This window comes from Dyadobacter sp. BHUBP1, assembly GCF_050587785.1.
GTDB lineage: Bacteria > Bacteroidota > Bacteroidia > Cytophagales > Spirosomataceae > Dyadobacter.
In genome coordinates this window covers 13,872-29,423 of sequence record NZ_JBOBIH010000008.1, presented here as the reverse complement: position 1 = coordinate 29,423, position 15,552 = coordinate 13,872, and the positions used below count along the sequence as shown (strand labels likewise).

Sequence of the window (15,552 nt, the reverse complement as noted above, 5' to 3'; positions counted from 1 at the left end):
CTGAGGAGAATTTAGAAATTCGCATTCTAAAGTTTTTTTCTGATTACTTTAGTTTGTTATTTTGCGGTAATGAAATTCAATTTGAAATTTATCTGAGCGATATATAGATATTAAAAATATAGTGTGTGTATAGTGTGAAACAGGGCATGGAAATTTTTCTATGCCTTTGTTTTTTATAGGCTGTTTATCAGTTAATTAGTATCACTTCCCTCAATTTCGCGATACAACTCAACAAGCGTGGCTACTACGTCGGGTGATTCGCAGGGTACGGCAATCAGCCGTTTTGCTTCTTCCAGTTTTGCTTCCAAATCGGTTCTCGAAAAGTTATTGAAAACACTGCAAAATGGTGGCCTCTGTACTGCCGCCGATGCCAGGACGGGTATTCCCAGTTCGCGGGCCTCGTGAACCGACAAGGATACGCCGTCGGTAGTAGTATTTCGGATAAATGCCTCGGAGAGCAGCAAAATACTTTTGAAATCGTGTAAGTGGTTGATAAAAAACACATTGCTTGGAATGTGTGTAGCGCATTGTTCGATATACGATCGGTATCGGCCGGATGGATCGGATACGAGAAGTTGATACGCTGGGCAACGCGTGAAGCGTTTGACCATTTCGGAAATGCCGTAGATCTCCCGGTCGTTTTTATCAAATGTCACATTCCAGGCATTCGTGCAGAATGTCGCGCGGTAATACTTGCGACGGGATGTTAGTATTGCTTGCAAGGGGCCGGGTAGCGGTTGTATTTCGTGGTCAGCGATGTAAGTTGAAATCTCGCGTGTGCGAGGGTTGTAGCGTAACGCGTGAAGCAGGCTCATGCGCTCCTGTACAATCGGCACATGCGCGAGGCGTACTGATAATTTGACTGCCCAGTTTCCGGGAGCCCGGTATCTGTCCCAGCATCCGTGATAGGTGATGATCAGTTTTTTGCCTGTGAGCCGGCACAAAACGGCCAACACCGCTTGCGCCGCGGGGTTCGAAAAATGGATGTGAATAGTCCTATGTGTGGCTATTTTGAAGAGAATTTTCAGTGCCGAGGTCCTTCCGTAGTCGCAAAATTCGAAGTTGAATCCCATTTGCCGCAGACGCCGTATAAGTCGCTGCACGTGTATACTCACGCCTCCGATCGGCGGTGGTGTTTTTCCGATAATCAACAGTTTAGCCATCGGTAGGAACAGATTCGTTTTTGATGCTTTTGGAATAATAATAAATGCAGACAAGCAGTATAGGTGCAATGCAATTGATTGTGAGGCTTTTGGCGGGTATGATTACAAAGACATATCCAACCGAATGGACAAACCCCAGGTAGACGCTCAAGGCCATAGGTAGTATCCGGTATGGGCCCGCTGTCGCTTTGACCAGATAATAGCCCAATGCCGAGAACAGCCCATACAGATACAATATCCCGATTAGCCCTTGCTCCGCCAGAATCGTGAAAAACATTGAATGCGCTTCGCGGTAGCCTGGGCCGAGCAGCTCGAAACTCCCTGTCCCATGCCCAAAAAGCGGACTTTCTAGAAACAGGTCGTATGCCAGCCGTCGGATCTCGGCTCTTCCGCTAACCTCCTGAATCTTTTGCAAATCGGGCCCAACAGTTCGAAAGTCCGCAAAACGCAATTGCCATGAATACGCCAGATCCGAATTAATAAGATGAATCAGATTATTGAAACCTGCGCTGATTACAACAACTAGCGTCACAAACCGAAGCTTGTGCTTCCAATCACTCACAGCCCAAATTGAAGCGAGGAGATAAGGCAGCACAATAAAGACCGCGCCGCGTGAAAAGGACAATATAACCACCAGCAGAAAAAGAAGAATCAATAGTGGTGCTGCGAGCCAGGAATGTGCCGAGCGCATAGCGTAACCTATCGCAAATGGCCAAAGAAGTATGAAATAGGCCATTGTTACGTTGGTATCTGAAATGTTACGGGTTACCAAAAGGTTGCTCGCGCCTTTGTATTGTGCACCGAAATACACGAGGCCCAATGTCCCGATAGCCAGCACGATGAAGGTGAGACAAAGCGATCGTTCCAGATTGACCGGAAACGCCGGATGCCGCGAAATAATGCTGAGATACAGGAAATACAAGGGAATGGTGACGAGGAGCAAAGTAAAAGCGCCGGTGATGATTCCTGCGAGGTTCGGAGAAATAGCGACAGACAGGAAATTAAATGCCACCCACGATGCTGTCAGGCTCTTTTCGACCCTCGTAAGGTTCGCTTTAAACCGGATCAGGACGGATAAGATGTAGAGGTCAGCTACTAGAAAAGGAAGCAGCCGCCATAGTGAATTGGCTCCGGCAGGGAAGTCATATTTCTGAAACAGGTGTAAAAACTGGCTCAGAACCGGGATGCTTAGCACATAAAAAAGTTTGTGTACCGATGGGACGATCAGTACGGCAATGCAATAAGTATAGAAACCGAAGACGAATACAGTTTGAAATGTACTTCCACCGAAAATGCGCAATGAATCGACCAGCAATAGGATAATCCATCCAATGCCGATGGATAGCAAGCCTATGGTCCCCGCCGCGATGATCATCCTAACCATTCCCGGATGCATTGGGTGGTTATTTGCACAGCATCGGGTGTAGCTTGGTGAATCGCTGGTTTTACCACATTTCTGAGGTTGCCGCGAACATTGTGGCCCAGTGATATTTCATCCAGTTTCTCAAACAGCTCCCGACGATGGTAAACGGTTTGCGCTTTCAGATGATCAGGAAGCAGCTGTTGATGGGAATAATCGTAAAACCGTTTCACCGATCTCGCATAATGCACGCCTGTATGTGCATCATAGGCGATGCTGATGCTGGGTTTGTTACAGGCCAGGGCGTCCAGCAACATAGTGGATGCGACCTGCACGCATACCGCGCAGCTTGCCAATTGCGAGTACAGTATTTCAAGGAAATCGGTGGGCGGTATCTGATTTTTATGATGACCAAATGGTTGGAAAAAGCGAACGTTTTCAATATCGCGGAAGTGATCGTACCGCCTCGGATCGTCACCCGGATGGCATCTTACCAGAATCACAATGTCGGCGTGCTTTTCCGCGTAGTCGAGAAGGTCGTGGATAATGTAGTTTTGACAGGAATGGTGTTTGGTAGCGCCTGTCGCGAAAAGGATGACTCGTGTCGGCAGCCCGATCGCTGATATATCGACGGAGCGCTGACTTCGATACGATACTTCCCGAAAGTAGGTGTCAAATCTCGGGACGCCGGCAATGCGTATCAGCGTACGATCTCCTAAAGTGGTGTAGAACCGGTCATATTCGAAAGCGATCTGTTTGTTCCAAACCAGTACCATGTCAGATTTAGCATTGATGACGCCTTTGGAAGTCAGGTTATCCCAACTGATGATGATCGATATGCAGGGGATTCCATGCGCTTGGAGCGAATTGGTCACAGTATTCTCGCGCAGATCGAGTGGGGAAGTCGATATCACTGCCTGGAAATGATATTCGGCAACCAAGGTACCAACACGCGGCAACGTGGTGCGACGAATGAGCCAGTTCCTGATAAAGCTCAATAGCGAGCCGCTCAGAAATGTGAGTGTAAGGCTCCTTTGGGAAATGCAGAAAAGCCGATGAGCGATCAGACTCCGTTCCATGAGTTTGATACGGATGGTTTCCAGATTAAAATAATGGCCAAAAAGCAGCATCTGGATGCTCCTAAGCCATTTTAGAGGCTTTGAAACCGTCGGGACCGGCAACGGCAGCAGGTTCATATTTAACCGGAAATGCCTATTGAACCGCTCGATATCGGCAGTTGTCAGTAAATCCGACATAATGGAAATCCTGTAATGCTCTTCAAGCGCGGCCAGCAGCCCGGAATGAATTACATTGATGATCGCAAAAGGGTTGGTTATTAGTACGAGAATATGTTTTTGGTTAGCTCTTTCCATTGTTGAACAAGGTTTTCTGCCAGTGTCCAGTCGACTGGCGTGTCGATATTGATCCCAAATGCATGATTATTCAACCAGGTCGCTGTTTTACCACCGGTAATCAGCCCCTCGCGAATGAGTGACGTGCGCGTAATGTAGATCTCACCGTCGCGGTGATAGGTCGCGGGGAGATCCTGCCGTCGGGTAAATGTTGGATGTTCGGATACTCTTTCAAGCCCGTTTTCCCCGAAAGCATACGCCCAGCATGGGTTGAAGGCATCGGGGATTTTTCGCAAGGTGACGAGGCTGTCCGCATTTTGCCGGACGATGTAGCGGACAGTGTCGTCGATAATGCCTGGTGCGCGGAACGGGCAGGTGGGTTGGAGTAATACGATGTATTCAAAGCAATCTCCATGCTCTTCTGCATAATTCAGCGCATGGGTAATCACATCGATCATAGGCGAGTAGTCCGTCGCCAGGTTCGCCGGTCGTAAAAACGGCGCGGTTATTTTGGCAAAACAATTGGCAAAGAATGCGGTTTCCGGGCAATCTGTTGAAACCAGGATCGTATCCAGCAATTGCGACCGCTCCGCTGCTTCAAAAGTGTACTGGATCAGCGGGATTCCGTCAAGCAACTTCATATTCTTGCCGGGAACGCCTTTGGACCCCATTCTCGCCGGAATGAGGCCCAGGACTTTTTGAAATGCCGTCATTAGGTAGTGAGAAGGTGTTTTTTGAGGATAAATGGAATCGTCGCGAGCTGCCGGGCAATCTGCTCTCCGGCGTTGCCTTTCCCATATAGCGTTACAGGCGCGAAAGGCCCATGCGCAAGCTGGCGCCGGACGGCGGATATAATAATCTCGGTTTCCGGTATGCAATCCGTAACATTCGGGCCGCGTTCGCGGCCGTTTTGCCTGCTTCCGATGTTCACCGCCGGCACACCCAATGCGCTGCATTCTCGTATCCCGACACTGGAATTACCAACAAAGCATGCACATTTTCTGAGCAATTGCATGAAGTGAGCAGATTCCATGTTTTTGAAAAAATGAAAGGGAAGACCGGGATACTGCTCTCGAAATGCCCGTATGCCCCGGGCGGTACCAGCGGTTCCAGAGTCGGCATTGGGCCAGAACCAAAGGACGGGCATATTCAGAGCTGCCATAGCGCGTAGGGTATTGTCGATCTGCCATTTGGAATGTGCTGCTTCTGTAGTTACGGGATGTTGCAGGACCATCAGATACGGGGCATTCAAATCCGGTTTTGATCCAACGCCTCCATAGGTTTCATACAGGTTGAAATCAAGACTTTTATGTTGATATACCAGGTCAATTGATGGGCAGCCGGTGTGGTAAACCTTGTTTGGTGAAAGCCCCATGTGAATGAGACGTGCCCGCGCACTTTCGGTCGCTGTAAAATGCAGGTCGGCCAGTTGGGAAATGCTGTTTCTGATCCGATCGTCGATGTTGCCGGTAATTTCGCCGCCCTGAATGTGAGCGAGCGGGATGTTCATATTGACAGCCGCAATAGCCGTTGCGATGGTTTCGAACCGGTCGGCGACGGTAACAACCACATCCGGACGATGATTGACAAAAAACGTAGCCAGTTCCACGACAGCCAGTCCGGTTGTTTTGGCGGAAGCAGTGTCGTTTTCGACATCCAGCAGGTTTGGAATAATGGCTGAAACCGGTAGGTTCTCCGCTTCCAGTTGCGGAAGAATGTTTCCAAACCTATCTATTAAAGCGCTGCCGGTTACGACAATCTGTAACAAGAGGCTGGGATGGGCGTGGATGGCCGTCAGCACGGTTTTGACCCGGCTGTAACTGGCCCGGGCGGTGAGTACAACGCAGATTTTACGCATGGTAAAGATGGTTTTCGGTGAGGAACTCCCATTTCGCGATATCCTTCACGAGTGTTTTACCCAAAACCTCCTGGTACCTTGCTGCCGGCATTCCGAAGCCAGCCGGCTTTTTAGTTTCGAGATCCGAGCATTGAATTTGCTCGCCCTTCCGCAAATCTCGGTTAACGGCCAGTGACTTGCCAAACATGCTTTTCATCCTTGAAAAAGCCGCATTTGCATCCTTATTTACGGGAAAGTTCAAGGCAGTTTCGATTTTACGGACGCCCGCGATCAGGGTGGCTGCTTGTCGCAAAGTCAGTGACGAAGAGGCATCGGGATTGCTCATTCGCTTATCGAACGTAACGTGGAATTCGAGCAGGCGCGCGCCGAGAGCAGCCGCGGCGAGGCATGCGAAAATATCGCCTGAGTGGTCGGAGAAGCCCACCGCAACCTGGTAGCGCTGGCTCATTTCAAACATGACGTTTAGCCCCCATTGATGTGGCTTGGTGGGATAAGCCGTTGTGCATTGAAGGATGGAAACCGGCGTTCCACGCGATTGCAGAAAATCAACGGCCTGGTCCAGCTCTTTCCATGAGCTAAGCCCCGACGATAATATGACGGGCTTTCCGGTGCCTGCTACCTTATCGAGCATGGGTAGATTATCCACTTCCCCGGAGCCGATTTTAAAACCGAACACTCCGATTTCGTTGAGTAATTGTACTGCGGCCAGCGAGAACGGACTTGCGAGAAAATCCAGCCCTGCTTTTTCGCAGTGTTTTTTGAGTCCGTCCCATTCATCCGGGCTGAATTCCATGCTTTTCCAGTAGTCAAAACGCGAGCCGTTTTGGTAGGGCATTTTGACCCGGAAATCTTCGTAAATACTGCTCTCCGCGTCGGCAATGTGGACCTGGAACTTAGCGGCATTGGCTCCTGCGTGAGCGAGCGCGTCAACGTACGCATGTGCGAGACCGATGCTGCCTTCGTGCGCCTGGCCAACTTCGCCGATAACATAAATGTGTTGTTTCATAGGTGTGTTTAGTTGATTAAATGGATATTAATAGTAATTGTATTGATATGGAGGCAAGCTGCGGGCGCCATTAAGAACGATATGTACATCAGGTAGAAGCGACTGATTACGAGTCCTTTGTATTTCAGCGAGTTGACGAATGAAGGTGAAATGCTGCCGGACGATGTATAATGTCATATCGGCATGTGCGCCGAGGAGACGGGCATCGGCTACCAGGCCGACAGGCGGGCTATCCAACAGTACATAATCATAGGTGATTTTAAATGTTGAAATAAGGTCGGCGATTTTGGGCGATAGCATTATTTCGCCCGTTCCCGGATGTTGCTGCCCGGCTGCGAGGAAGTCAAAAGGTGCTCCGGGCGCGTTTCGTTGAATGAGCGGCTCGTCTCCCAATGCGATACATTCTGCAACGCCTTCGGGTTGTAAGTTTAACAGAATAGCCAGGGACGGTTTTCTTAGGTCGAAATCGACGAGGAGTACCTTCTTGCCTGTGAGTGCGAGCGAATGCGCGAGGTGCATGGCAACGAACGATTTTCCTTCGTTGGCCATGGCGGAGGTCAGCAATAGTACCTTATGTTGCTTTGCGCCTGCCACAAACTGGATATTTGTACGTAAGGAACGGAACTGCTCCCTGACAAGACTGCGATTGCCCTCTATTTTTAGCAAAGTAGCCCGGCTTTGATGGCTGATTTCCCCGAGTATCGTCACATCGCATTGCCGTAGAATATCCTCCTGCGAAGTGATCTTGTTATTGAAGATTTGCCTGGTATACAGTATGCCGGCAGGCGCCAGGATGCCTGCGAACACTGCTACAAGAATGGTCAACTGGCGGTTAGGATAGGCGGGAAGCCGGCTGGCCTTTGGGGGATCGATAATCCTTGCATTAGCAATGTTTGCCGAGCGGGAGATCGCCGTTTCCATGCGTTTTTTGAGGAGGAACAAATACAGTTCTTGCTGAATACCCTGCTCGCGCGATTGTGAGAGAAATGCGCGTTGGCGGCCAGGTAGTTGGTATATCCCGGCCTCCGAATTTTGAGCATATTTGCGGATAGCAGCAGCGCTCAATGTGAGTTCCTGCATTTGATGCTGAATTGCGTTGAATAGGTAGCTTCTCAAGACATCTATTTGCCTTTCGAGCGATCTCAACTGAGGATGCTCCGGTGCCAGTGTGGCAAGCGACCTGATCCTTGCCAGCTGCATCTCATTGTATTGTCCTGCTAATGCCTCGAAGTTGCTTTCTTGTGGGTACAATGCGGAAGGAATGGCGACAGCCGGCTTTTCGCGCAAATGTGTTTCCAGCAATTGAACGATTTTCAAGCGGATAGCCAGCTCTTTTTCCTCCGTTGCGTTAACAGCGGCTGTTTGAAGCGCCTGGCGGCTATCTTCCGCTATATCGATAACCCTGTGACGTTTGCGAAAGCGTTCGATGTCTGTTTCGACTTGGGTCAGTTCGTGTGACACGTGAGCGAGGTTGGTATTAATGAAGGCAATGGTATTATCGGCTACCTTGTTCTTGTCCCCGATACTTGCCTTTTGGTACCGTGCAATGAGTTGCTTCAAAATGGCTTCACCTTTCACAGGTAAGACGTCCTGCACTGTCAGATTTACCAGACTAGCCGTTTTGTTGGGCGCCTGAACGCTCAAAACGCGGGAATAATGATCGAGTACCGCTTCGGTTCCTAATATTTTGAAAGAATATCGATACTCCGAAGCGGGTTTGAAGCCGGTGATATCGACGACCGCGGTTCCGTGCGGGAGTTCTAACTTCCTGCCAAAATATCCTTTGTAACTACTGTCAGGCGTTTGAAGCGTAAATGTGTTGCCAGCTTGTCGGTTGAGGTAATAGGTTTCTGGTTTTGACGGGCGAAATTTGATAAACCTGATTCTGTAAGGTGTTTTCTCGTACAATTCGGTTGTTTTGAGATGACCGGAAGCGAAATATTGAGTGGTTAAGTGCAGGTCCGCGATAACTTGGTTCAGCAGGGTCCGGCTTTTGAGTATTTCAATTTCGTTTTCCACACTGCTGGTAGCGGTGGGTAACCCGAGTTCTTCCAATAGGGCAGTTTCATGAAAATCACTGCCTCGAGAGTCGTCCTGGACTAATAAGGACGCGGTGATAGTATAATGCGGCGTTTTGTATCGCAGGAAAGTTAATCCGACGAGTACGGACAGCGTCGGTGAAATGAGGAACCAGTACCAACGGAATCGGATCGCCTTCCAGAGTGGGTGGTCCGCCCAATCCTGAAATGCTGCGAAATCTGCAATTTGAATTGTGGATGCCAACATTGCCTGCACGTTTTAGGTGATAGCATTTAGACGCTGGCTTGTAATTTTGGTAACGCGACTTCTACAAAAAATTTTTTAGAATTTTCCTGAGAAAACAAAAAAACCTGTTTCAGAGGCTTGAAACAGGTTTTTGTTAGTGAAAATATTTTTCAGGAATCGAAGTGTACCTTCACTTTTTTTAGCGCTGACGCTACTACCTGGTGCATATCGTAGTACCGGTATTCGGCAAGCCTTCCACCAAAAATGACGTTTGGCTCTTCGGCTGCCAGGGCCTTATATTGATTGAATACCGCCGTGTTCTTATCGTCGTTTACTGGGTAATAGGGCTCGGCGCCCTTCACCCATTCCTGTGGGTACTCGTGGGTAATCACAGTCTTAGGCTGTGTGCCGAATTCAAAGTGCTTATGTTCGATAATACGGGTGAAGGGCGTTTCACCATCTGTATAGTTCACCACTGCATTTCCCTGATAATTGTCTTGATCCAGTAGTTGGTTTTCAAAACGAAGGCTGCGGTATTCGAGCTGGCCGAAACGGAAATCGAAATACTCGTCGATAGGACCGGTGTAAACGACGGTTTCTGCGAGGGCAGTTAAGGCTTCTCTTTCTTTAAAGAAATCCACACCGAGGCGAACGTCGACGCCTTTTAACAGTCCTTCGGTGAGCTTATTGTAACCGCCGATCGGGATACCCTGGTAGCGGTCGTTAAAATAGTTGTTGTCGAATGTAAACCGTACGGGGAGCCGTTTGATAATGAACGCTGGAAGTTCGGTCGCTTTTCTTCCCCACTGTTTCTCGGTGTAAGCTTTGATCAGCTTTTCGTAAATGTCCGTCCCGACCAGCGAGATCGCCTGCTCTTCCAGGTTTTGAGGGTCTTTTATACCGGCCTCTTCCACCTGCTGACGGATCTTCTCCTTCGCTTCCTCCGGTGTACGCACCTTCCATAGCTGGTAGAAAGTGTTCATGTTGAACGGAAGGTTGTAGAGTTCACCGTTGAAATTGGCTACCGGAGAATTGGTATACCGGTTGAATTCCACGAAGGAATTTACGTAGTCCCAGATGTCCTTGTCGTTGGTGTGAAATATATGGGCGCCGTACTTATGCACATTAATGCCTTCGACATTCTCGCAATACACATTGCCGCCGATATGGTCGCGGCGGTCGATTACCAGACATTTCTTTCCGCGTTTGGTTGCCTCATGGGCAAATACCGATCCCCACAAACCTGCTCCTACTACCAGATAATCATATTGTTTCATTAATTCCCTGTTGCGTTGTTATGATGTGGCTAATTGATTTGGCGTGTGAATATATTAAAAAGAGAAAGGCTCCCGACGGGAGCCTTTCTCTTTAAGTCGTTTCCTTCAACTATTAGGGAAGAAGTTTCAATTCTACGCGACGGTTTTTCTGCAAACCTGCGCGGGTTGCGCTGTCGGCGATAGGTTTGAATGATCCGAAGTAGTCTACGATCACTTTGCTTGGGTCTTGCAGACCAGCTTCGTTGATCAGGAAGTTTTTCACTGCATCTACGCGGCGTTTTGAAAGCGCGATGTTGTAACGGTCAGATGCACGACGGTCGGTGTGACCAGCCAGCTGCAAGCGGCATCCGTTTTTGTTCATCAACGCTGCTACGTTTTTCAGCAATTCCTGGAATTCAGGTTTCAATACGTTTTTGTCGGTATCGAATGTTACGTTAGCAAAGATCTCGGAGCAAGCTGCGCCTGTTGCCAATGCGTTTTTCACGTAAGAATCGAAGTCTAGCACGCGACCAGCACCGTCAACAATGCTTCCTGCCGGTGAGTTTGGCTCTTTATCGAAGAAGTCGGATACACCGTCACCGTCGGTATCAAGCAACAAACGTGGGTCGATATCTTTTGGACGGTTTGCTTTTGCAACGGAGTCCATTTCTTCGAGTGTAAGGATTTTCGGAGGCTTAACCAGTACACGTGGATCTGTGTAACGCAGGTGGTAGTAACCGCCTTCTTCTGGTTTGTAATCCCATTTGCCATCCACTTTCTGGACTTTCAAAGGCTTTTTACCCAATTTATAAGTTACCTGGATCGCACCGTATCCGTAGCTGTCAAGTTCAGAATTTCCTTTGTGGGAAGTTTTTACCTGATCTTTAATCTCTACCTTGTTTTGAGTTCTGTCGTAGTCGCCACCGTAAGTAGCGTCGAGGTAGTCAGAGTTGGTGTGAGTCAAACGGAAGTCAAGACCGATGTCGATTCTTGGAGTTACTTCGTAGTTGATGTTCAAGCCGGTTGGAACGATCCAGTCGTTCATTTTGCCTGTTTTACGAAGTTCTACACCACCTGCCAGGTCGTATGCCGTAGCATCGTAAAACACCTGACCGATACCTGCATACGCATCGATTTTCCAGCGCTTCATTTTGTTAGGACCCATCAGAAGCCCTTTCAGGTTCACCGTTCCGGAAAGCGAAACATCAAAGTAATTGCCTTCGAAGTAACGGTTATAACTACGACGTTTCATACCTCTCAGGTTACCCAGAGATGCGTCCAGGCGAGCGCCGAACAGGTAAGAAAGTTGTTTGTTCAGTGTGAGGCCTCCTTGAAAAGTTCCGGATTCCTTGTGGCTGTCAGAGTTGGTTTTGGTAACAGGCCAGAAGTCATATTCTCTTAAATCGCCAAAAAAGAGCGTCGGGCCAAAGTGTGCGGAAATTGACCAGGTGTTCAATTTGTAGGGGCCATCGTACGTCGCTTTTGGATTGTAATCCGGAGAATTCGGTTGCACCAGTGGCTGTGCGAATGAAGGCAGCGCCATCATTGCTCCCAAGGCAAACGAACCAATCAACTGGGATACTTTTTTCATACTATTCAAGTTAGCGTTATTAAGATTAACTAGGATTGATCTATATCCAATTTTATGAGTAAAGTTATATATTGTTTTCACGGCTAATCGTAACATTAACCAAATGCCTAGTGCGCACAAAAATAGGTTAACAATATCACTTAATCAACCGCAAGTTGATACAAATGGAAAAGTTTCCTGATATTTAATTCAAATTTTACCCGAAAGAAACCTCCTTTTTTGAACTTTCAAAGCCGTTGATTCAATTTTTTTTCCATTTCCCGCTTCCAGGAAGCGAAAGTTCCGTCGATAATTTTCTCTCTCGCACTGTTAACCAGCCACAAATAGAACGTCAGGTTATGGATGCTAGCGATCTGCGCTCCCAGCATTTCGCCGGATTTTACAAGATGCCTCAGATAAGCCTTACTGTAAAATGTACTAACGTACCCGCCAAGAGCTCCGTCGATCGGTGACAAGTCATCCTTCCACTTTTCGTTGCGAATGTTAATAATTCCTTCCGTTGTAAAAATCATGCCATTGCGTGCGTTCCGGGTCGGCATGACGCAATCGAACATGTCCACGCCCAGCGAAATGCATTCGAGGATGTTTGCAGGCGTGCCTACGCCCATGAGGTAGCGTGGTTTATCTTTTGGCAGAATATCACAAACTACCTCCGTAAGTTCGTACATGATCTCCGCCGGCTCTCCTACCGAAAGACCGCCAATTGCATTGCCCTCGCGGCCCGCTGATGCAATAAATTCTGCGGATTGTTTCCGCAGATCTTTATAAACACTTCCCTGGACGATTGGGAATAATGTCTGGCTGTGGCCATAGCGCGGTTCGGTATTGTCGAACCGGTTGCAGCAGCGCGTGAGCCAGCGGTGGGTCATCTCCATAGACTTTCGTGCGTACCCGAAATCGCAGGGGTAAGGAGTGCACTCGTCAAACGCCATAATAATGTCTGCGCCGATCGTACGCTGGATGTCCATTACATTTTCGGGTGTGAAGGTGTGTACCCCACCGTCAATGTGTGACTTAAATACCACACCCTCTTCGTTTATTTTGCGACCTGTTCCAGCCAGCGAATAAACCTGGTAACCGCCGCTATCGGTTAATATCGGCCGGTCCCAGCCGTTGAATGCATGCAATCCGCCGGCTTTCTCGAGAATGTCAAGTCCGGGGCGGAGATATAGGTGATAGGTGTTTCCTAATATGATTTGTGCCTTGACATCCTCCTTGAGTTCACGTTGGTGAACCGCCTTCACAGTTCCTGCGGTACCCACAGGCATGAAGATGGGCGTCTGAATTACCCCATGATCCGTCTCGATCAATCCGGCCCTGGCTTTCGAATGGGGATCCTCAACTTGTAATGTAAACTTCATTAAAAGGTTTTAAATTGCTGGTGTGCAAAAATAGGGGGAACGTCTCGAACATTCCTGTCAATGACAGTATATTTGCATGAATATGGTAAAATTTTACATCTCTCTTCTGTTGTGGCCGATTCTTTACTCTATGCGCTGGGAGCGTTCGTAGCTGTTCAGTTATTCTATTATCTTTTCTTTTTTACACGGCTGGCATTTTACGGAAAGGGCGCTAATTATGGCAACGCCATGCCCGGAGTAACCGTATTGGTGTGCGCCTGGAATGAAAGAGAGAACCTGACAGAGCTCATCCCGCTGCTGGACGCGCAGGAGTATCCCGAATACGAGGTGATCCTGCTCGACGACCGGTCCGACGACGGGAGTGAAGAGTATATCCGGGAGAATATCAACCGCTGGAAGAACATCCGTTATATCCGCATCAACGACCAGTTTGATCACGTCACGCCGAAGAAATACGCGTTGACTGTCGGAATGAAACAGGCCAAATATCCGATCGCCCTCATGACCGATGCCGATTGCCGACCAGCTTCAAACCACTGGATAACCGCCATGACCTCCCGGGTAACCGAAAACAAGGATATTGTTCTGGGTTTTTCTCCTTATTTCAAACAGAAGGGCTTGCTCAATTGGTTTATTAGGTGTGAAACCTTCTATGCGGCCGTTCAATACCTGTCTTTTACGCTGGCTGGAATGACGTACATGGGCGTCGGCCGTAACATATTATATAAGCGCTCCGTATTTTTTGCCAACAAGGGCTTTTACACGCACAAACATGTATTCGGGGGGGATGATGATATTTTCCTGAACGAAGTAGCAACCAGCTCGAACACCACGATTTCCATCGAAGAGGACTCGTTTGTCTATTCCATTCCTAAAACCAACTGGAAAGACTGGTTCCGCCAGAAGCGTCGGCATATTTCCGTTAGCCGGTTCTACAAACCCCGGAACAAGATATTGCTCGGAATGCTTTCAGGTGCGCACATTGCTACCTGGATGCTTGGATTGCTGACGCTGGCCTGGGGGCTGATCACGAAGGATATGCTGTTGCTGGAATACCTCGGTATCGTTTTTGGAGTAAGATGGGCTATCCAGTGGTTCCTGCTTATCACGATTAATGTAAAGCTGGATAAAACCGTGGAATGGTTCAGCTTTTTACTGATGGACTTTGCACTTTTTGTTTATTATCTCGTTTTCGGGTTTTTGACCATGACGAGCAGAAAACCCCGTAAATCATGGAATTGATTGATAGATATTTCCCGAATCTCACCGCTGATCAACGCGACAAGTTCGGGCAAATGGGCGAGTTGTACGAATATTGGAACGCCCGAGTAAATGTGATTTCGCGGCAGGACATCGACACACTATACGAACGTCACGTGCTGCATTCGCTGGGTATTGCCAAAGTGCAGGAGTTCCGTCCGGGCACGGCTATTCTCGATGTAGGCACAGGCGGCGGCTTCCCCGGCGTTCCGCTGGCTATTATGTTTCCCGAAGCGCAGTTTCACCTCGTCGATAGCATCGGCAAGAAGATCCGAGTGGTACAGGAAGTCGTCAACGCATTGAAGCTCGACAACGTACGCGCGGACCAGGTGCGCGCCGAAAAGCTCGACGACAGTTACGAATTCGTGGTAAGCCGCGCCGTGACGCGTATGGCGCCTTTTGTGGGTTGGGTGAAAAAGAACATCAGCCGCAATTCCTTTCACGACCGTAGGAACGGAATTTTATATCTCAAAGGCGGCGACCTCGCCGAAGAGCTCTCGGAAATCAAAGAAAGGCCGCAGGTTTACGCGCTTTCCGACTTTTTCGGGGAGGAATTCTTTGAAACTAAGAAAGTCGTATACGTACCTTTGTAAGCATTCATTTAATAACCTATCCACAATATGAACGAGCGATTCAGCGCCAGCGGGCTCATGAACCCATTTTTTCCGGACGAAATTACGTTCGGAGAGAAGGGGGTAACCTTCAAAGTCAGAAAACTTTTCAGAAGTAACGATAATTTCGTGTTTTACTCAGATATCTCCGGCGTAGAGATTGACAGCGGCATGTTTTTTTCGACGATCAGGGTCATCCCGCGCATGCGTCCCGAAATAATTATCAATAATTTTACGAAGGGAGATGCCAAGAAAGTCAAGGAGTTAATCCTCGCGAAGGTTCAGGCGTAATAATTTTTTAAAGCCGACACTTGCGCCGTATAACTTGAATTGCTAGATTTGCACCACAATTCGAGTACAACAACCGGATAATGATTCCCGAATAGCTCAGCCGGTTAGAGCATCTGACTGTTAATCAGAGGGTCGCTGGTTCGAGCCCAGCTTCGGGAGCTTGAAAATGAAGCACTTA

Annotated in this window: 13 protein-coding genes and 1 tRNA gene; 4 read left to right on the top strand and 10 right to left on the bottom strand. The window is 48.5% G+C overall.

All coding sequences use genetic code 11. The features are described from left to right. Positions 1-191 precede the first annotated feature (191 nt). From ACQ4MZ_RS25275 to tgt, 10 genes are all read right to left on the bottom strand, one after another. Positions 192-1,163: a hypothetical protein gene (locus ACQ4MZ_RS25275; protein ID WP_430849821.1), complete on the bottom strand. Its 972-nt coding sequence runs from the start codon at positions 1,161-1,163 to the stop codon at positions 192-194. Next, entirely contained in the window at positions 1,156-2,547 is a 1,392-nt protein-coding gene (locus ACQ4MZ_RS25270; protein ID WP_430849819.1) for an O-antigen ligase family protein, read from the bottom strand. Before ACQ4MZ_RS25270 ends, ACQ4MZ_RS25275 begins: the two co-directional genes overlap by 8 nt. Then, positions 2,535-3,896, bottom strand: coding sequence for a hypothetical protein (locus ACQ4MZ_RS25265; protein ID WP_430849817.1), 1,362 nt, complete (start codon positions 3,894-3,896; stop codon positions 2,535-2,537). The genes ACQ4MZ_RS25270 and ACQ4MZ_RS25265 overlap by 13 nt, the downstream gene beginning before the upstream one ends. Continuing rightward, entirely contained in the window at positions 3,860-4,588 is a 729-nt protein-coding gene (locus ACQ4MZ_RS25260; RefSeq protein WP_430849815.1) for a cytidylyltransferase domain-containing protein, read from the bottom strand. The genes ACQ4MZ_RS25265 and ACQ4MZ_RS25260 overlap by 37 nt, the downstream gene beginning before the upstream one ends. Then, the gene (gene neuC / locus ACQ4MZ_RS25255) at positions 4,588-5,733 is read right to left on the bottom strand and encodes a UDP-N-acetylglucosamine 2-epimerase (RefSeq protein ID WP_430849813.1); all 1,146 of its coding nucleotides are present in this window, start codon (positions 5,731-5,733) and stop codon (positions 4,588-4,590) included. The genes ACQ4MZ_RS25260 and neuC overlap by 1 nt, the downstream gene beginning before the upstream one ends. Beyond that, entirely contained in the window at positions 5,726-6,739 is a 1,014-nt protein-coding gene (locus ACQ4MZ_RS25250) for an N-acetylneuraminate synthase family protein (RefSeq protein ID WP_430849811.1), read from the bottom strand. The genes neuC and ACQ4MZ_RS25250 overlap by 8 nt, the downstream gene beginning before the upstream one ends. A gap of 27 nt (positions 6,740-6,766) precedes the next feature. Next, positions 6,767-9,025, bottom strand: coding sequence for a GumC family protein (locus ACQ4MZ_RS25245; protein WP_430849809.1), 2,259 nt, complete (start codon positions 9,023-9,025; stop codon positions 6,767-6,769). A 149-nt stretch (positions 9,026-9,174) separates the two neighbouring features. After that, the gene (gene glf, locus ACQ4MZ_RS25240) at positions 9,175-10,281 is read right to left on the bottom strand and encodes a UDP-galactopyranose mutase (protein WP_430849807.1); all 1,107 of its coding nucleotides are present in this window, start codon (positions 10,279-10,281) and stop codon (positions 9,175-9,177) included. A 112-nt stretch (positions 10,282-10,393) separates the two neighbouring features. Then, positions 10,394-11,851, bottom strand: coding sequence for an OmpA family protein (locus ACQ4MZ_RS25235; protein ID WP_430849805.1), 1,458 nt, complete (start codon positions 11,849-11,851; stop codon positions 10,394-10,396). 227 nt (positions 11,852-12,078) lie between these two features. Continuing rightward, positions 12,079-13,212, bottom strand: a complete 1,134-nt coding sequence (tgt, locus tag ACQ4MZ_RS25230) for a tRNA guanosine(34) transglycosylase Tgt (protein WP_430849803.1) — start codon at positions 13,210-13,212, stop codon at positions 12,079-12,081. A 111-nt stretch (positions 13,213-13,323) separates the two neighbouring features. Here tgt and ACQ4MZ_RS25225 point away from each other — a divergent pair, with 111 nt between their 5' ends. The 4 genes from ACQ4MZ_RS25225 (at position 13,324) to ACQ4MZ_RS25210 (ending at position 15,533) form a co-directional block, all read left to right on the top strand. Continuing rightward, complete coding sequence (locus ACQ4MZ_RS25225) at positions 13,324-14,454, top strand: glycosyltransferase (protein ID WP_430849801.1); 1,131 nt, start codon at positions 13,324-13,326, stop codon at positions 14,452-14,454. Then, positions 14,445-15,065: a 16S rRNA (guanine(527)-N(7))-methyltransferase RsmG gene (gene rsmG, locus ACQ4MZ_RS25220; protein WP_430849799.1), complete on the top strand. Its 621-nt coding sequence runs from the start codon at positions 14,445-14,447 to the stop codon at positions 15,063-15,065. Before ACQ4MZ_RS25225 ends, rsmG begins: the two co-directional genes overlap by 10 nt. A 27-nt stretch (positions 15,066-15,092) precedes the next feature. Continuing rightward, complete coding sequence (locus ACQ4MZ_RS25215) at positions 15,093-15,374, top strand: hypothetical protein (protein ID WP_090381752.1); 282 nt, start codon at positions 15,093-15,095, stop codon at positions 15,372-15,374. Positions 15,375-15,459: 85 nt separating this feature from the next. Beyond that, positions 15,460-15,533, top strand: a tRNA-Asn gene (locus ACQ4MZ_RS25210). Positions 15,534-15,552: the final 19 nt, after the last annotated feature.

Bases quoted from the DNA above. Each gene is read 5' to 3' on its own strand.
- ACQ4MZ_RS25250 (WP_430849811.1), bottom strand. From the start codon at position 6,739: ATGAAACAACACATTTATGTTATCGGCGAAGTTGGCCAGGCGCACGAA.
- ACQ4MZ_RS25275 (WP_430849821.1), bottom strand. From the start codon at position 1,163: ATGGCTAAACTGTTGATTATCGGAAAAACACCACCGCCGATCGGAGGC.
- neuC (WP_430849813.1), bottom strand. From the start codon at position 5,733: ATGCGTAAAATCTGCGTTGTACTCACCGCCCGGGCCAGTTACAGCCGG.
- glf (WP_430849807.1), bottom strand. From the start codon at position 10,281: ATGAAACAATATGATTATCTGGTAGTAGGAGCAGGTTTGTGGGGATCG.
- ACQ4MZ_RS25270 (WP_430849819.1), bottom strand. From the start codon at position 2,547: ATGGTTAGGATGATCATCGCGGCGGGGACCATAGGCTTGCTATCCATC.
- ACQ4MZ_RS25245 (WP_430849809.1), bottom strand. From the start codon at position 9,025: ATGTTGGCATCCACAATTCAAATTGCAGATTTCGCAGCATTTCAGGAT.
- rsmG (WP_430849799.1), top strand. From the start codon at position 14,445: ATGGAATTGATTGATAGATATTTCCCGAATCTCACCGCTGATCAACGC.
- ACQ4MZ_RS25235 (WP_430849805.1), bottom strand. From the start codon at position 11,851: ATGAAAAAAGTATCCCAGTTGATTGGTTCGTTTGCCTTGGGAGCAATG.
- ACQ4MZ_RS25215 (WP_090381752.1), top strand. From the start codon at position 15,093: ATGAACGAGCGATTCAGCGCCAGCGGGCTCATGAACCCATTTTTTCCG.
- ACQ4MZ_RS25265 (WP_430849817.1), bottom strand. From the start codon at position 3,896: ATGGAAAGAGCTAACCAAAAACATATTCTCGTACTAATAACCAACCCT.
- tgt (WP_430849803.1), bottom strand. From the start codon at position 13,212: ATGAAGTTTACATTACAAGTTGAGGATCCCCATTCGAAAGCCAGGGCC.
- ACQ4MZ_RS25260 (WP_430849815.1), bottom strand. From the start codon at position 4,588: ATGACGGCATTTCAAAAAGTCCTGGGCCTCATTCCGGCGAGAATGGGG.